Raw genomic sequence first — 16,730 nt, 5'->3', positions numbered from 1 at the left:
GCCGCGCCACACGCGCGGCGTGTGCGTCACGTGAGCAGCAGCAGCAGCGCGGCAATCAGCGCGACGATCAACCCCCACATTCGCGGGCTGATCCTTGAGGCACTGCCCGCTTCAGGCGCTGGCGCCGCCACGGCGTGTGCCGATACCGGGGTATGCGGCCGCTCCAAGGCGTCCACGAGTTCGCGCACGGAAGCATAGCGCATGCCGGGATCTGCGTGCGTGGCGCGCCGGAGCACCTCGTTCACGGCGAGTGGGACATCGGGCCGGAGCGGGCGTTGCAACGGGATCTGCAGCGGATGGACCGCAACCGAAGCATCCAGATGCGTGACACGCGGTTCGGCGGTATACAGCTCATAGGCCATCACGCCCACGGCATAGCGGTCCATCGCCGGCGTCGCCATCTCGGCGTGCCATTGCTCCGGTGCCATATAGGCGGGATCGCCAACAGCCGCCGGCCGCAACGCCGGATGGGGCGGCGTCTCACCGGCGCGCAGCAGCATCCCGGTGAGCTTCACGTGCCCGCTCGCGTCGAGCAGCACACGGGAGGGACGCAGCGCCCCGTGTACGATCCCGGCGGCGTGGAGCAGATCAAGCGCCTCACCGATTTCGCGCAGCACGGTGAGGATGCGGTGCACCGTCGGTGGGCGCGTCGCCACGATCAGGTGATCGACGCGCAGTGGCCCGGCCAGCTCCGTTACCGCCACCTCGAGTCCATCGATCAGCTCTGTCGTATGCACGCGGGCAATGTGCGGGTGCGATACCGCCTGCGCGAGCGCCACCAGGCGCCGGAAGCGAATGGCGTGCCCGGCGTCGGTGCCCTCGTTGGGGTACGGCACGCGCACCGCGCGCCGCTCTCCGTGCGCCGCCGGATCGCGGGCACTGAAGACCAGCCCATTTTCGCCGGCGTGCAACAGGCGGGCGTCGTGAAATCGCTCGCCGAGGCGCCGTGCGATCTGCTCACCGAAGGCGGCTCGCGTGATCATGACAGCCTCCCGAGGCTACTGCACGAGGGCGATGGCTTTCACCGGACTCGGCGTCCCCGAGAACGCGCCTGTGGACGCGATGGACGAGAAGTAGCCGCGGATACCGGTGTTCTTGGTGTATCCGGTCACCGCGAACACGCCGATGAACTTCACGGTGAATCGCCCACTCACCAGCGCCTCCGAAACCGCCACTTTCACCGGGACCGGATTCACACAACTGAACGTCGCGTTGTTCTTCGGGGTGGCCGGCACGGTCCCGCCACCCTCGTTGTTGCACAGCCGTTCGATGCCCGCACTCTGCGCTGACGTCGTGACCCCATTGTCCTCGGCGAGCTGGTCGCCGACGCCGATGGTGGGCCGGCCGCCGTACGCCGCAATACGTTGCGCGAGTGAGTCACACGTGACGCCAAGCCCGTACTCCCAGTTGTTGCTGGCGTTGTTCCAGGGATTGCCGCCGCTGCCATCGGCGTACTGAATCGGTGGGAGACGCACGCCGCCAAAGGTCCCGGAGCCGAGCGGGCCATTGCCCTTGCCGGCGAGGGTGATCTCATTGGCGATGGTCAGCTGAGCGAGTCGGCGGACATCGGTGGTATCCAGCGACGGATGGGTGGCACTCGTCTGCGACCCGGCCGGCGGAAACAGCATGTCCAGCATCGCCTGATAGGGCACGACCATGGGGCGCACGCAGGGCGTCCGTGACGCATAGCCGACCGCCGCAATGCTCGTCGCCGATCGCAGCTTCGTCTCGAACCCATAGATACGACCAAACAGATAGTGCGCCGTATAGCGGGAGGTGGCCCGTACCGCATTCGTGTTCGCCGCCGTCCACGAGCCCGTCGCCGTGAACGTCCGGCGGCTGAAATCCCACCGGCCGGGAACCACGTCGGCACTGCCAATCGTGGGCGCCACATTCTCCACCAGATTCAACTGCCCATAGCGGATGGCGGAGTCGGCGCCGCGGGTTGGTGCGAGGCGCAGCAGTCGGTCGGCGCCAGCCAAGGCCGCGGCATCGGCTGACACGTGCACCTGCGCCCGATCGAGATACATGCGGCCAAAGTCCACGGCGAATGCCACCACGCCGAGGAGTACGACGAGCAGACTCGCCACGAGAATCAGGATCGATCCGCGACGGCGGCGCGTCACGGATTCCCGGGAATGCGCCGGCAGATACCACAGGCTGGTGCGTTTCATCGGCCCCTCCTCAGCGCCCGTGAGGCGCTACTGCAAGCCGAGCGCGGTCCAGATCGTGTCGAGGCCCAGGACCATCGGGCCACCGATGACGACAAACAGCGCCGGCAGAATGAACAGCACCATCGGGAACACCATCTTGGTGGCGGCCAGGGCCGCGGTCTTTTCCGCCACCTGCCGCCGCTTGCGACGCAAGCTTTCCGAGTGCACGCGCAGCACGCGCCCAATCGATGATCCCCACTTTTCGCTCTGGATCATGGCCGAGGCGAGCGTCCGCAGTTCGGTCACGCCGGTGCGGTCGTACAATCCGTGCAGGGCGTCCTCGCGGCGCATGCCGGCATTCGACTTCCGGTTGATGACCAACAGCTCCTCGGCCAGATCCGGGTGCACCAGTTGCATCTCACGTCCGACGCGCAACAGCGCGGCATCAAGCGAGACGCCCGCCTCGACACACACGAGCAGGAGATCCAGGCAGTCCGGAATGGCATGCACGACCCGTCGTTGACGCGTCTGCTCGAGTCGCCGCAGCACCACCGGAGGGAGCAGCAGTCCCAGCACGGCGCTCACCCCGATCCCGGTAAAGAGCAGCACCGGCGCCGCGTAGCGCAACGTGATCAACGCGAGCGCCGGAAAGACCGCCACCGACAGCACTCGCAGGAACACGTAGAGGGCCGGCGCGGAGGGGTGATCGAACCCGGCGCGTACGAGCCGGCGCGCGTTGCTGAGATCGAGCATGCCATCGGGCAGCAGGCTGGTCATCGCGTGCTCGACATGTCGCGCCATGGATGGCGTTTCACGGGTCAGCAGGGGCGGGAGACGGGCGGCGCGGCCGCGCCGCTCGGTCGCCCGGCCGATCACCGCGGCACGCGCCTGATTTCCGACGACCGCCCAGGCGGCGAACGAGGCGGCAATCACGAGCACCGCGATGAGCATCATGAGTGAGGTCGACATACCCGCTCCCTCGTCAAAAGCAGAACGACGTGATCAGCACGACGCCGTCAGAACGCGATGCGCGCAATGCGACGCACCATGAGGTAGCCCAGCACGATCGAGAGTGCAGCGTATCCCAGCATCAGCTGTCCGGTGCGCGACACGAACATCGGCTGCATCATCGTGGGGTTGAGCAGCATCATCGCCGCGAACGCCACGATCGGGAGCGCCGCCAGAATGGCTCCCGTGAACTTGGGCTCGGCGGTCAGCGTATCGATCTGGTCCATCAGCGCGCCGCGATCACGGATCAACGTCGCCAGTCCACCCAGGATCTCGGTCAGATTGCCGCCGGTTTCACGCTGAATCAGCAGCGAGGTCACGAACATCTTGGCATCCAGCGTACCGACCCGCTCCTGCAAATCCAGCAGCGCTGAGCGTACATCGATCCCCAGGCGCTGTGCATCGTAGAACGCCATGAATTCCTCACCGACCGGCTTCGGCATCTCGTCGCCCACGAACTTCATCGCCGCCTGAAAGGAGAAGCCGGCGCGCATGGCGTTGACAACCATGTCGATCGCATCCGGGAGCTGGATGGCGAAGTGCGCCAGCCGCTTCCGGGTGCGGAACGCCACGACCATCGTGGGAAGCGCCACCCCGACGCAGGCGAGGGGGACCGACACGAACAGGCCGAAGCGCGGCGTGGCGAGGAGCCCCAGCGATGCGAGGAGAACGCTGCCGATCACGAACTCCCCCGCCGACCAATGCACGCCAGCGCGGGCCAGCGCATGGGTGATCAGCGGCGTGATGCGAATGCGATGGAGCAGGCGATCGAGCAGCGGCACCGCACTCGCCCGCACATCACGCAGAATCTCCAGGTTCGCCGTGGCGCTCCCAGGCGTGCCGCGCGAGCGGAGTGCCGCCAGCGCTTCGAGGCGCCCGCGATTCATGTAACCGTAGGCGGTGAGCACCAGGAGGAGCGTGCCGAAAAAGACCAGAAAGAGCACGACGGTGGACATAACGCCTCCCACAGCTCACAAGGCGAGGAACATGCTGGGCGGCAGATCGACGCCCGCCACATGCAAGCGTTCCGTGAAGGTCGGGGCGACGCCCGTCGCTTCGAAGTGGCCGATCACCCGGCCGTCCTCGGCGATCCCGCGTCGACGGAACCGGAAGAGCTCCTGCGTGGAGATGATGTCGCCTTCCATCGAGGTGATCTCGGTGATCGACACCACACGTCGTGAGCCGTCCGCCATGCGGGCGATTTGCACGATCACTTCGAGTGCGGACGCGATCTGTTCCCGGATGGCCCGAAGCGGCAGCGCGGTATTGGCGAACTGGATCATGGTTTCCACGCGCGCCAACGCATCCCGCGGTGAGTTGGCGTGAATCGTGGTGAGGGAGCCTTCGTGGCCGGTGTTCATGGCCTGCAGCATGTCGAGCGCCTCGGCGCCACGCACCTCACCCACGATGATGCGATCCGGGCGCATGCGTAGCGCGTTCCGCACCAGGTCGCGGGCCACGACTTGCCCCAGCCCCTCGGCGTTCGGCGGGCGCGTTTCGAGCCGGACCACATGCTCCTGCTGCAGCCGCAGCTCGGCCGCGTCTTCGATCGTGACCAGGCGCTCGGTAGACGGCACGTAGACGCTCAACGCATTCAGGAGCGTCGTCTTGCCCGAGCCGGTTCCGCCTGACACGATGATGTTGAGGCGCGCCTCTACACACGCGGCGAGCAGGTCGGCCATCTCCCGCGTCAGCGTGCCGTTCTCGATCAGCTGTGGCATCGCGAGTTGCGCGCCGAATCGACGGATCGAGAGCACCGGGCCGTCGAGACTCAGCGGTGGAATGATGGCATTGACACGCGACCCATCCGGCAGGCGGGCATCCACCATGGGTGATGATTCATCGACGCGTCGACCCACACGGCTCACAATGCGGTCAATGATCGCCATGAGGTGAGCGTCACTGCGGAAGGAGACCGGTACCCGCGCCAAGCGTCCCTTCCGTTCGATGTAGACGTTGTTCCGGCCGTTCACGAGGATGTCGGAGATGGTCGGGTCCCGGAAGAACGGCTCGATCGGCCCGAGCCCGGTGACCTCATACACGATCTGTTCGATGACCTCGTCGCGCTCGGCCTGCGTGAGCGGCGTGCTCTCGGTGCGCAGAAACTCGGCGACCGCCTGTCGAATCTGCCGGTCGAGCTGCTCGGGATCTTCGATCCGCTCGAGCACCTCGAGGTCGAGGCGATCAATGAGCCGACGGTGCAGATCGACCTTGAGCTGGTCTACCGGGCTCAGCGCTTCCACGTCGAGCCGGCGCGGGGTGAAGCTGCGCGAGAGCCGTTCCTGCACGGAGGCCGGTGTGGGGCGTGGTCGACCATCGCCGTGCGGCGGTTCGGTACCGTTGTGCGTGGGGGAGGGCGTGAGCGTCGCCGTCGGTGCGGGCACTCCCGTCAGGCGTTCGAGTAGCGTAGGCATATCATCTCCCCGCAAGGCGGAACAACCGCCCCTTGCGTGAATCCGGACGAGAGTCGGGCGGCGAGGAACCGTCGTCGCGAGTCGGGGCCGCCGGCAGGGTGTCTGTCGGCGCCGTGGCCGCTCCGCCGGGGACCAGGCGGACCGCCAGGTCGCGATAGCTGCGGGTCAGCGCGGAGTCTGCATCGAGATCGATGACCGGTACGCCACGCGTGGTCGCGAGCGTGCAAGCATCGAAGTCGTTCGGCAGCTTCCAGCGAATGGCGCGTCCGAGCACGCCTTCGGCATCGCGCATCGAGAGCGGCGATTCGGCGTTCGCGCGGTTCACGACCACGTGCACCTTGTGGGCGCCATAGCCGAGGCGCTCGAACAGCTGCAGCGTGCGCTGCGTGCTGCGGAGCGCCGGCACCGAGAGTTGCGTCACCAGCACGATGTGATCGGCGGTGTCGAGCGCCGCCAGGGTGCGTTCGCCGAGATAGTGCTCGGTATCGACCACCACGCACTGGAAGTGCGAGCGGAGGTGGGCAAGAATGCTCGTCGCCGCGTTGGCGTCGATGAGGTCGAGCATTTCCGCCTTGTCGGACGAGGGCAGAATCCAGATCCCATCGGGCCCCGGTGTAAGCAGCGCATTGAGCAACTCGGCATCGACGCGGTCCACCTTGGCCATCAGATCGCCGATGTCATAGGTGGGGGTGGCATCCAGGAGCACGCGCACGTCGCCACCCACCACGACCAGATCGGCCAGAGCCACCCGACGCGTCGGATCGGCCTTGGCCAAGGCGGCGGCCAGGTTCACCGCCACCGTGGTGGTGCCCAACCCTCCCTTGGCCGAGTAGACGGCGATCGTGGTGCCCGCCGCCCGCACTGGCGTCGTCATACGTCGGGAGAGGCGGTCAACGGCGCCTTCGAATTCGCGCACCGTGATCGGCGACGCCACGAACTCGGCGATCCCCGCGCGCATCGCCGCCAACATGAGTTCTGGTGTGGCCGCCTCTGCGACGCCGATCAGAAACGGCGTCGCTCGGCGCAGGTCGTGTTCGATCAGCGCCGATTCCACCGGGCCCAGGCCATCGATGGGGAGCAGCACCAGATCCGCATGCGTGGAACGCAGCCGGTTCGCCGCCGCGGCCAGGGAGGGCACCGTGTCCGGCGCCGCAAACCCGAAGCGGGTGAGGACCGGCAGCACCACGTCGGCCGGCCGGGCGGCGTCGCCCACGATCAGTACGGTGCGTTCACGCATGATATCCCCCTTCACCTACTGCCGCTTCGAGGTGTCGGACGCGGGGCGCTTTCGGAGGGCCTCGATCGCCGGGAGTGAGCCCGGCGTACGCGGCTGCGCGAGCAGTTCTGCGCCGACGTTGGCGGGATCGATGATGCTCGGGGTGATGATCACCAGCAGTTCCGATTCCGCGTTCTGCCAGCGTGAACTCGAGAAGAGGGCGCCCAGCACCGGGACGTTCATCAGCCACGGCACACCGGTGCGCACCCGTTCCCGTTCCTCGTTGAAGAGCCCGGAGAGCACGACCGACTGATCACGCCGGATGTCCACGGTGCTTTCGACGCGTCGTGTCCGGAGGGCGGGAATGCGGAAGCCGTTGAGCGTGACGGCATTGCCGTAGTCGAGGCTCGAGACTTCCGGCCGCACGAACAGTTTGATGAGGCTGTCGCTGACGATGTCCGGCGAGAAGCGGAGCCGCACACCGAATTCACGATACGTGATGGTGACGAAGCCCTGCCCACCTTGGCCAGCGCCCATCGCCGCGCCCTGGACAATCGGAATGGGGAGTTCACCGCCGGCGAGGAACGACGCCGAATCGCGATCGGCCGCCAGCAGGTTCGGTTCGGCGAGCAGGCGAGCACGTCCGCCCTGTTCCTCAGCTTCCAGCAGCGCGAGAAACTGCTTCGTGCCAAAGTCGGAGAGGATGGTCAGGAAGCGCGTCTCTCCTGGAATCGTGATGGTCCCCTTCTCGGGATCGATCGCGTTGTCGGACTTGAAGAGGCCAGTCCCGACGCGCGTATTCCTGCCGTCGTTCTTGTGCAGCCCCGACACGCCGATCTGCCGGAGCACATCCTTGCGCACCTCGGCGAGACGGACCGCGAGCAGCACCATGCGCCGGTCGTTCGGCGCACGGACGCTCACGCGGTAGTGGAGCCGTGGACGGTTGGCCGCCCAGAGAACGATATCGGTCTCCCCGTTCGCCTTCCCGTTGATCACGAGATCGCGCTCACCGAGCACGACCACATCGGCGATCTCGGGGTTCGCGACGGCGACCCGGGTGATCGGATCGGGGGTGGTCAGGGGCAGCGATCGCCCGACCGAGAGACTGATGCGCAGAATGGTGTCGGACGACACGGGCGATTGCGCGATCGCCCGCGAGGCGAGCAAGAGCAGGAAGAACAGCAGCAGTGCCAGAACCTGCCAGAGTCTGACGAGTTGGCCACGACGTGGCGCGGACATGGTGGTACGCACGGGACGCTCCCACTGAATGAAGGGGAAGGCCCGGTGACGAGTCGTCAGGGGAGCGGCGGCTTCCGTTTCACCGAGTCACTTTTGCTCGAATCACGTTTCTCGAACTTCTGGTTGGTGACCTTGTCGCCCCGGATGACCTGCACCGCGACGGAATCGGGCGCCTTCGGTGGTGCGATGACCGCCGAGTCACGGGGCGGCGCCACCGTTGGTGCCGGCGTTGGCGCCGGGAGGTAGCGCACGACGATCCGAGGGCGTGCCGCACCCGCTTTCTCGGGCGCGGGTTGTGGCGGCGGCGGCGGGTCGCGCATCAGCACGTCCTCCGTCCGTGCGCCCTTCGTCACGATCGAGTCCGGATCACCATAGCCGCGCAGCACCAGTTGGATCGTGCCATCACGCATCGCCACGGCCAGGCGCTCCGCCTCGAAGGGCGTGACCTCGAGCGTGGCCGTCGTGGCCTTGATCGGCTCGTTGTCTCGCGCCGCCCGATCGACCGTTCCGACCGACAGGACGCGCATGTTCGACATGAACAGCTTGGAGACTTGTCGATCGTCGCCCTGCTCGCGCAGTGTCACGAGGACGTCCACGCGGGAATCCGGCTGAATCAGGCCGCTCACCCCGACCACATCATCGATGCGGACGGCCATCGCCCGTTTGCCCGGCGTGATCTTGACCTGAATGCCCTGACCGGTGCCGAGTGGAGCGAGGCGTCCGGGGATGATGGCCTCGCCCTTGAACACCGCGATGCGGGTCACGCGTCCGACTACGGAGTCGATCTGGCCAAAGGCGCTGTCGGGCACCGAGGCCGCGGGCCACCGCTCCGCCGACAGCGCGCTGCGCATCAGGGCGGCCCCTTCGGGAATGTCCTGGCTGGCGATCACGACGGGCGCCAGGACGAGTTGGTTCTGGGCGCGCGTGCGCTCGATCAGGCGGTACACCCCGAAGGTGGCACTGCCTGCGGTCGCGAGCGCGACCACCAGAACCACGGAGTAACGATTGAGGTCCATAACGCCTTCCCTGAAGACGAGATCCTCGGCACCGCCGGCGGCGGTGTCAGGCGCCTTCCCACCGGAAGGTGGCGCGCGCCCGCAGCGTTGGGGTGAGCGACTTGCCCATCAGCGCCGGCAGTGGCGTCAGCCACGTGAACGGATAATTGATCTGGACTTCGATCGACTGCAGCGCGGAGGTGCTGCAGCCGGGTTTGCACGTGACGACGACCTGCGTGGCGGCATCCACGGGCGCGTTGCCAAAGGGAGACATGACCGCGGCGGCCGTATCGCGAATGGCGGCGAGTTCCGCCCCCGGATTCGGCAAGCGCGCGGCATACCGCGCCGCTTCTCGGGCGGCCGCCGTCAAGTTGTTCGACGTGTAGAGCGCGCGACCAAAGTCGATCGCCCCGAACACCAGGGTGAGGAGCAGCGTGACGAGAATCGCGAACTCGACGAGCGTGGCACCCTGTTCGTCGGTCCGCAGGCGCCGCTGCTGCGCCCGCATCGCGCGCCACCAGGAGAGGGAACGGGTCATGCGACACCTCCCAGAATGAGCCCGGGTTTCCACCAGGCCAGCAGCAGCCCGGCGGTCATCGCGAGCGCGTAGGGCACGCGTGCATCACGCGCATCCACCGAGGGCTCGTGCAGCTGACGCGGTTGGCGCACCCCGAGCTGCAGCCGAAGCGCGGTGTATCCCGCGCCGCGTGTCCAGAGGAGCCAGCCAAGGGAGAGCAGACCACCGCACAATCCGGCGAGCATCGCCCCTTCGGCCGCGCCCAGCGGTCCAAGCCACGCGGCTCCGGCGGCAAACAGCTTCACATCGCCGCCGCCCATCATGTGGAGCAACCAGAACGGCAACCAGATCGCCAGCCCCGTGAGAGCGCCAAGGGTGGCGGTGCTGAGCCCCGCCACCCCGTGCCCCACCAGCTGTACCAGCACGCCCATGCCGAGGAGACCCGCCGCCATCCCGTTGGGGATCCGTCGTGACCGAACGTCTGCCGCGGATGCGATCACCAGCGCACCGGTGAACAACCCTCCAGCGAGGGGTATCCACAGCGGACTATCGGTCAGGCGGAACATCGGTCCCTCAGGAGTTGGGGAGCTTCCCGTCGGCCTCCGTGAACAGCGCAGCCACCTTGGAGCCGAACGTGTTCACGGTGGCAATCGCAACGAGCGCGATCAGCAGGACGAGTAGGCCGTACTCCACGAGCGAGGCGCCATGCTCGTCCTCGCGCCAGGCGCGGAGGCGAGACTCACGTGTCGCGTACCACATACGACGACATCGTGTCTAGTTCGGCAGCGCCGTATTCACCTTGCCGAAGCCCGTGTTGATCTTCGTGCCGAGCGTGGTGACGGCTCCAATGACCACCACCGCAATCAGCAGCACCAGCATCCCATACTCGACGAGCGAGGCACCCGAGTCATCCGCAGTAAACCGGCGGACGAGCGTTGTCATCGTCGACATAACCGCCTCTCTGTCCGGAGGGCTCCAGTGAGCGCCTCGTCAGCCGCCCTCACTGAGCTGGCGTTGCGGTGGATCAGGGATCCGCCACGAAAATGGTGACGCAACCGTCACATTCCAGTCGGCAAACATCACACAATCGGCGCGGGTTTCCCTGACGAAGAAAAGCAACACAACGACGTAGAGAAACCACACATCACAAGAAAAGAACGCTCTGTCATACGTGAATGACAGAGTGTTCATGAAGATTGCATCATCGAGATGCAGTGATCGCTGAGCGCCTACCGTGCCCGAACCCAGCGCAACACCTCACCGATCGACGGGCGCTTGCCATACATGAGCAACCCCACGCGATAGATCCGCGACGCCAGCCACACCGCGACCGCCGCGCCGATCGCCACACTGGCCAACGACAGCGCAATCTCACCCGGCGACACCGGCGCCACCGTCATGCGCAGCGGCATGATGATCGGGGCACTGAACGGGAGCGTGGAGAGCACGCGCGAGAGCATCCCATCCGGCTGCATCAGGATGTTCTGCGCGAACATGATGCTGCTCACGAGGAGCAGCACGATCGGCATCTGCGCCTGCTGCGCTTCCTGCTCGCTGTTGATCGTGGAGCCAACCGCAGCGAAGAGGCCGGCGTAGAACATGAACCCGAGCACGAAGAACGCAACGAGAATAGCCCCGGTCGCAACCGAGATGCTCGGCAACGAGAGCGGCGTGTCCGCCGCCCCGAACTTCGCGAGGATCGGAGCGCGCACCTGATACATCGCGAGTCCCATCACCAGCCAGAGGACGATCTGCGTCAAGCCCACGCCGCCCACCCCCACCACCTTGCCCGTGAGCAACTTGGACGCCGGCACACTCGCGATCACCACTTCGGCCACGCGCGTCTGCTTCTCCTCCAGCACGCCGCGCAACACGTTGAGCCCGTAAATGAAGATCGTGAGATAGAGCAGCATCGCGACGGCGAGCCCGAAGAAGAAGTTCACCTGGCCGGAGCCACCGCGACCCTCCTTGGTCAGGCGTTCCGTGCTCACGACGGCATTGAGCGAGGTGAGCTGGCGTCCGAGATCGGGATCGATGCCCGAGGCCTCCAGCCGCAAGTCCAGCACCTGGCGCTGGACGGCCTTCTCGAGGCGCTGCATGTCGAAGAGGGCGGTCGTGTTGCTGCCGGCGTAGCGCGCCTTGCCCGTCAGCACCGTCGCGGAGTCGACCACCAGGTAGCCCTTTACCCGTCCGTCCATCACGGCGCGCGTGGCCAGCGACTCCGCCGGCGCCAGGCTGTCGCGCGAGATCGTATGGACAATGGGCCCGTCGGTCGTGTTCGCCCCCGTGACCCCGCCCCGCAGGTAGGTCGCCAGGCGATCACCCAGCTGCACACCGGACAGATCGATGATGTGAATGTTCGCGCTCGCGTTCCCGTCTTTGTTCTTCGACGCGATGAGCGCCGGCAGGAACATCAGGCTGCCAAAGAGCACGGGGCCGAAGAGCGTCGCGATCACGAACCACTTCGACCGCACCCGCTCCATGTATTCGCGGCGAATCACCGCCATCAGCTTGCTGTTAGCCATGTCCGCTCATCCCCGCTTCCACATGGGTGGCCCCGACTTTTTCGAGGAAGATGCGATGCAGCGACGGCCGCACGCGTTCGAACCGCTCGATGACGGCACCGGCTCCGACGAGTGCGTGCAGGAGCGCTTGCGAGTTCGTCCCGGCGGCGAGTTCGATCTCCAGAAAGCGATGGGAATCATCAACGCGCTGCACCAGCCCACGATCGGCAAGGACGGCCTGCACTGCTGGTGAGGGCGCGCCGTCGAGGCCGAGGGCGACTAGACGCGTGCCGTGCGCATCGCGCACCGCGGACACCGCGCCGTCCAGCACCTTCTCGCCGCCGGCAATGATGCACACCGAGTCACACAGCCGCTCGGCATTGTCCATGATATGCGTGGAGAAGATCACGGTGCGCCCGCGCTTGCGGAGGTCGACCACCGTGTCCTTGAGCGCCTGCGCGTTGATCGGGTCGAGGCCGCTGAACGGTTCGTCGAGAATGACCAGCTCCGGGTCGTGCAGCAGGGCGCCAATGAACTGCACCTTTTGCTGCATGCCGCGCGAGAGCTCGTCGACCTTGCTGGTGCTCCAGTCGGCCCCGCCGTTGCCGCGCAGGCTCATGCGCTCGAGCCACGCGTCGATGCGCGTCTCCAGATCACGCCCCCCCAGCCCCTTGAGCTCGCCCAAAAAGCGGAGGACGCGACGCACTTCCATCTTCCGGTACAGCCCGCGTTCCTCCGGGAGATAGCCGATCCGGTCCACCAGGGCGGGATCGCTGTTGGGCTTTCCCAGCACGTGGATGCGCCCTTCGTCGGGCGCAATGATGTTGAGCAGCATCCGGATGGTGGTCGTCTTGCCAGCGCCGTTGGGGCCGAGCAAGCCGTACACACTGCCGGTGGGGACCGCGAGAGAGAGCGACTTCACCGCCACATGGTGATCGTATCGCTTCACGGCGCCCGCAATATCGATGGCGAGGGATGTCATACCGGAAAAGTAGGGGAACGCACGCGCCGACGACGGCAACGGATGTCTGGAAGTCGTCAGGGCGCCACGCGCGTGGGAACCGCCCGCAGCCCACTCGCGCCACTCGATCCTACGGCGGGAGTCGACCGCGGTGTCAATCGCTCGAGATACTCGGCGTCCTCATTCACCAGCCACGGGTCATGCAGCGCCCGCCCCGCCACGATGTTCTCGGCGACCAGCAGGCCGGTCATCATGGCGTGGTCCTGGTTGTTGTACTTGTGCATCCCGTTCCGGCCGATGAGATGCAGGTTCGGATAGTGGGCGGCAAGCCCGTCGCGAATCACCTGCACCCGTTCCGCGTATTCGTCGTCGTACACCGGATACGCCTTGGGCTGGCGCACCACGCAGCCGTCCACGACATCGGCCGCGTCGGCGAGCCCCAGCTGGACCAGCTCGCGGGTGGCCAACGCCACGAGATCCGCGTCGCTGCTGGCCCACAGCCCGTCGCCCTCGAAGCAGAAGTACTCGAGGCCGAGGCAGGTGAGCGTCGGATCGGGGACCATCGCCGGCGACCAGCTCTTGAAGTTCTGGATACGGCCGACCTTCACCGTGTCATCGTGCACGTACAGCCAGTTGTCGCTGAAGCGCTCCCGATCGCGGAGCATCAGCGCCACCGTGAGGAAATCGCGGTACCCAAGACGCGAGGCCGCCTCGCGCATCGCCGGTGGCGGTGGCGGCGTGAGATGCGCCACGACATCACGCAGCGGTGCCGATGACACGACGTGATCGGCCACCTGCTCGGCGCGCATTCCATCGGTGCCGACGTGCCCCACGATCCAGCGGCCGTCGTCCCGTTGCGCCAGATCGGTGACCGTACGACCGAGCGTCACCGCACCGCCACGGGACCGGATCACGTCGGTGCAGCGCTCCCAGAGCATCCCTGGCCCGAGCCGTGGATACTGAAAGGTGCCGATGAGGCTTTTGATCCCGGCGCGGCGCGAGGGCAGCAGGGCCGTGATCACCGCCGAACGGAGCGACACGCCCTTGATACGCTGCGCCGCCCAGTCCGCCGAGATCTCGGTGCAGGGCATGCCCCACACCTTTTCGGTGTAGGTCTTGAAGAAGATGCGATAGAGCCGCTCGCCGAACGCGTTCGTGACCCACTCTTCGAAGGTGCGCGGCGCCGGATTGGGACGGAGGCGCGCTTTCGCGTAGGAGAGTGCACAGCGCGCGGACTCGACGAGGCCGAGTTGCCACAGCGCCTGCACCGGGCGCAGCGGATAGGCGAAGAACTGGCCGTTGTAGAAGATGCGGCTCGAGCGCGGGCGCTCGAGAAAATCATCGGGGAGCATTTCACGCCACAACGCTTCGATGCGCTCCGACTTGGAGAAGAAGCGGTGGCCGCCAATGTCGAAGTGGAACCCCTTGAAGCGCACGGTGCGCGAGATGCCGCCCACATACGTGGGGTCGGCCTCGAGCACCGTGACCGGATAGCCCGCCCCCGCCAGCACGTACGCGGCCGTCAATCCGGCCGGCCCCGCGCCAATGATCACAGTGGTGGGCAGTGGTGATTCCATGGTGACGGAAAGCTGACGCAGCCCCATGATCCGGCGCCAGATGCACGGTTGGCCCGGTGAGTATCTTTTCCGGTCATGAACACGCGTGCGCCGTTGGCGTTCTCTCGCCATGAACTCGCCGGTGCGTTCGGCGATCTCGGCACAGACCTGCCGCTGCTGGTCGGTGTGGTGCTGGCCACCGGGATGGACCCTACCACCGCGTTCGTGGTGTTTGGCGCACTCCAGATTGGCTCCGGGCTTGTCTATCGCCTGCCGATGCCCGTGCAGCCGCTCAAGGCCATGGCGGCGATTGCCATTGCCGGCAAGATCGCCCCCACCTTGCTCGCCGCCGGTGGGCTCATTGTCGGCGTGGTGATGCTGCTGCTCGCACAGACGGGGCTTCTGGAGCGCATCGCGCGCGTCGTTCCCAAGATGGTCGTGCGGGGCATTCAGATCGGACTGGGCCTCCAGCTCGCCAAGCTCGCTTTCACGCAGTTCCTGCCGAGCGATGGCGCGCGTGGCTGGCTGCTGGCGGCGGTGGCACTGGTGACGGTGCTGACGCTGCGCAGCAACAAGAAAGTGCCGGCGGCGCTCGTGGTGCTCGGCCTTGGTGCCGCCGTCGCGGCGTACACCTGGCCGGCGACTGTCGCCGGGCCCGTCGGCTTTCATCTGCCGCAGTGGAGCGGACAGTGGCCCACGACCGACGAGTTCGTGAAGGCGGCGGGGCTCCTCGCACTACCGCAAATCGCTCTCTCGCTCGGCAACTCAGTGCTCGCCACCAGGCAGGTGGTGGCGGACTTCTTCCCCGAGCGCGAGCCGCTCACGGTGAAGCGCATCGGCACGACGTACGCCCTCATGAACCTGCTCGCGGCCCCGCTGGGCGGCTTGCCGGTCTGTCACGGGTCGGGGGGGATCGCGGGCCACTACGCCTTCGGGGCGCGCACCGGTGGCAGTGCGATCCTCTACGGCAGTGCGCTCCTGCTGGCTGGCCTGTTCCTCGTGGGTGACCCGGCGGCGTTTCAGCGCCTCGTGCCGGGCCCCATTCTGGGCACGCTCCTGGTCGTGGAGGCCGGCGCTGTACTCTGGCTCTCGCGCGACCAGTGGGGCGACTGGCCCGCTTTCATGCTGGCCATTGGCTGCGGCGTGACGGCGGCATTTGCGCCGTACGGGTACGCGATCGCGCTGGTGGCGGGGACGGTGGTAGCGCTGCCTATCGTGCGGCTTCGCCGTCGCGGGCTTCAGACCGTCTGACGTCGGAATCGGACGTCGGAACACGGACCACTATGGACCGTGGGAGTCGTGACGGTTGACGGACATTGGGGGTCGGAGTGCCAGGGCAAGGACTTGCTGCGCTCCGCGCGACGGACTGCCCTCGCGCGGTGTTGCGCACCTCGTTCGGGCGATCGGATGTCTGACTGACGGAGCGCAGCAAGCCCTTGCCTTGGCACTCCCACCCCCAATGTCCGAGCCAGATCTCGATTCCCACTGTCCATAGTGGTCCGTAGACCGACATCCGATTCCGCTGTCGGAAGTCCGAGCACCCTAAAAGAACCACCGCTTGAGTCCCGTCCGTCCCTGCCGGTTCGCTCCCGCGAGTCGCCAGTAGAGCAGGAACCCCGACACGGTCAGCGCAAAGAGCGCGAGCCCCCAGAGCATCGACGCCACCAGCCCGCCGTCGCCGAACGCCTCCCCCGAGTGGATGCGGTTGATCAGCGGCTTGTCGGAGTAGTCGTCTACGTGCAGGAAATTCCCGGTTCTGGCATCGAAGAGCAGGCGCTTGTCTTCGCCGCCGGTCGGCTTCCCCAGATAGACGGTGATGACCGGCGCCGTCCCCTTGAGCTCAATGGCGATCTTGTCGATCGGGGCGTCCGGCGCCTGCTTCGCGGCGCCGGTCATGACCTTGTTGATCAACCCCTGCCAGGCGTCCGGCGGGGAGGTCGTTTTGACCGCGCTCACCAGCTCGCGGTTGGCCTCGCGGACGGCTTCGTCCTCGCCAAAGAACTCGACGCCGGCGACGATCACGCCGGTGAGGGCGGCAAAGGCCAGAAAAAGGGCGGCCGGGGCACCGATCCAGCGGTGCCACTGTCTCCAGAAGGCAGGGGTAGGCATTCGGGTACGTTGGTCCCGGCACCGCTATCTTTCAACCGTTTCGCGGGTAATCTCTATC

Annotated in this window: 18 protein-coding genes; 1 reads left to right on the top strand and 17 read right to left on the bottom strand. The window is 66.6% G+C overall.

Going from position 1 to position 16,730, the window contains the following annotated elements; translation table 11 throughout:
• Positions 1 to 26 precede the first annotated feature (26 nt).
• The 16 genes from K2R93_11580 to K2R93_11505 are packed head-to-tail and all read right to left on the bottom strand — an operon-like array spanning position 27 to position 14,584.
• Positions 27 to 983, bottom strand: coding sequence for a serine/threonine protein kinase (locus tag K2R93_11580; GenBank protein ID MBY0490472.1), 957 nt, complete (start codon positions 981 to 983; stop codon positions 27 to 29).
• Between the two features lie 15 nt (positions 984 to 998).
• Positions 999 to 2,174 carry a hypothetical protein gene (locus tag K2R93_11575; protein ID MBY0490471.1) on the bottom strand — a complete coding sequence of 392 codons (1,176 nt, stop codon included), beginning with the start codon at positions 2,172 to 2,174 and terminating at the stop codon, positions 999 to 1,001.
• A gap of 27 nt (positions 2,175 to 2,201) precedes the next feature.
• Positions 2,202 to 3,122, bottom strand: coding sequence for a type II secretion system F family protein (locus K2R93_11570; GenBank protein MBY0490470.1), 921 nt, complete (start codon positions 3,120 to 3,122; stop codon positions 2,202 to 2,204).
• A 47-nt stretch (positions 3,123 to 3,169) separates the two neighbouring features.
• Positions 3,170 to 4,117, bottom strand: a complete 948-nt coding sequence (locus K2R93_11565) for a type II secretion system F family protein (protein MBY0490469.1) — start codon at positions 4,115 to 4,117, stop codon at positions 3,170 to 3,172.
• A 15-nt stretch (positions 4,118 to 4,132) separates the two neighbouring features.
• Positions 4,133 to 5,575 carry a CpaF family protein gene (locus K2R93_11560; protein MBY0490468.1) on the bottom strand — a complete coding sequence of 481 codons (1,443 nt, stop codon included), beginning with the start codon at positions 5,573 to 5,575 and terminating at the stop codon, positions 4,133 to 4,135.
• Position 5,576: 1 nt separating this feature from the next.
• A complete protein-coding gene (locus tag K2R93_11555; GenBank protein MBY0490467.1) occupies positions 5,577 to 6,812 on the bottom strand; it encodes a P-loop NTPase in 1,236 nt (411 codons plus the stop codon).
• A 15-nt stretch (positions 6,813 to 6,827) separates the two neighbouring features.
• Positions 6,828 to 8,042: a pilus assembly protein N-terminal domain-containing protein gene (locus K2R93_11550; protein ID MBY0490466.1), complete on the bottom strand. Its 1,215-nt coding sequence runs from the start codon at positions 8,040 to 8,042 to the stop codon at positions 6,828 to 6,830.
• 44 nt (positions 8,043 to 8,086) lie between these two features.
• Positions 8,087 to 9,046, bottom strand: coding sequence for a Flp pilus assembly protein CpaB (cpaB, locus tag K2R93_11545; protein ID MBY0490465.1), 960 nt, complete (start codon positions 9,044 to 9,046; stop codon positions 8,087 to 8,089).
• Between the two features lie 46 nt (positions 9,047 to 9,092).
• The gene (locus K2R93_11540) at positions 9,093 to 9,563 is read right to left on the bottom strand and encodes a pilus assembly protein (GenBank protein ID MBY0490464.1); all 471 of its coding nucleotides are present in this window, start codon (positions 9,561 to 9,563) and stop codon (positions 9,093 to 9,095) included.
• On the bottom strand, positions 9,560 to 10,108 hold the full coding sequence (locus tag K2R93_11535; protein MBY0490463.1) for a prepilin peptidase: 549 nt from the start codon (positions 10,106 to 10,108) through the stop codon (positions 9,560 to 9,562). The genes K2R93_11540 and K2R93_11535 overlap by 4 nt, the downstream gene beginning before the upstream one ends.
• Positions 10,109 to 10,115: 7 nt before the next feature.
• The gene (locus tag K2R93_11530) at positions 10,116 to 10,301 is read right to left on the bottom strand and encodes a Flp family type IVb pilin (GenBank protein ID MBY0490462.1); all 186 of its coding nucleotides are present in this window, start codon (positions 10,299 to 10,301) and stop codon (positions 10,116 to 10,118) included.
• 15 nt (positions 10,302 to 10,316) lie between these two features.
• Positions 10,317 to 10,484, bottom strand: a complete 168-nt coding sequence (locus K2R93_11525; protein ID MBY0490461.1) for a Flp family type IVb pilin — start codon at positions 10,482 to 10,484, stop codon at positions 10,317 to 10,319.
• Between the two features lie 48 nt (positions 10,485 to 10,532).
• Entirely contained in the window at positions 10,533 to 10,733 is a 201-nt protein-coding gene (locus K2R93_11520; protein MBY0490460.1) for a hypothetical protein, read from the bottom strand.
• Positions 10,734 to 10,771: 38 nt separating this feature from the next.
• Complete coding sequence (locus K2R93_11515) at positions 10,772 to 12,067, bottom strand: ABC transporter permease (GenBank protein MBY0490459.1); 1,296 nt, start codon at positions 12,065 to 12,067, stop codon at positions 10,772 to 10,774.
• Complete coding sequence (locus K2R93_11510) at positions 12,060 to 13,028, bottom strand: ATP-binding cassette domain-containing protein (protein ID MBY0490458.1); 969 nt, start codon at positions 13,026 to 13,028, stop codon at positions 12,060 to 12,062. The genes K2R93_11515 and K2R93_11510 overlap by 8 nt, the downstream gene beginning before the upstream one ends.
• A gap of 56 nt (positions 13,029 to 13,084) precedes the next feature.
• Positions 13,085 to 14,584 carry an NAD(P)/FAD-dependent oxidoreductase gene (locus K2R93_11505; protein ID MBY0490457.1) on the bottom strand — a complete coding sequence of 500 codons (1,500 nt, stop codon included), beginning with the start codon at positions 14,582 to 14,584 and terminating at the stop codon, positions 13,085 to 13,087.
• 75 nt (positions 14,585 to 14,659) lie between these two features.
• Here K2R93_11505 and K2R93_11500 point away from each other — a divergent pair, with 75 nt between their 5' ends.
• Positions 14,660 to 15,814, top strand: coding sequence for a putative sulfate/molybdate transporter (locus K2R93_11500; GenBank protein MBY0490456.1), 1,155 nt, complete (start codon positions 14,660 to 14,662; stop codon positions 15,812 to 15,814).
• 291 nt (positions 15,815 to 16,105) lie between these two features.
• Here the strand turns inward: K2R93_11500 and K2R93_11495 are convergent, their stop codons facing one another.
• Positions 16,106 to 16,672, bottom strand: coding sequence for a PepSY domain-containing protein (locus K2R93_11495; GenBank protein ID MBY0490455.1), 567 nt, complete (start codon positions 16,670 to 16,672; stop codon positions 16,106 to 16,108).
• Positions 16,673 to 16,730: the final 58 nt, after the last annotated feature.

The organism is Gemmatimonadaceae bacterium (assembly GCA_019752115.1).
Lineage (GTDB): Bacteria > Gemmatimonadota > Gemmatimonadetes > Gemmatimonadales > Gemmatimonadaceae > Gemmatimonas.
The sequence above is the reverse complement of the archived record's forward strand: the minus strand, read 5'-3'. Positions and strand labels throughout refer to the sequence as shown.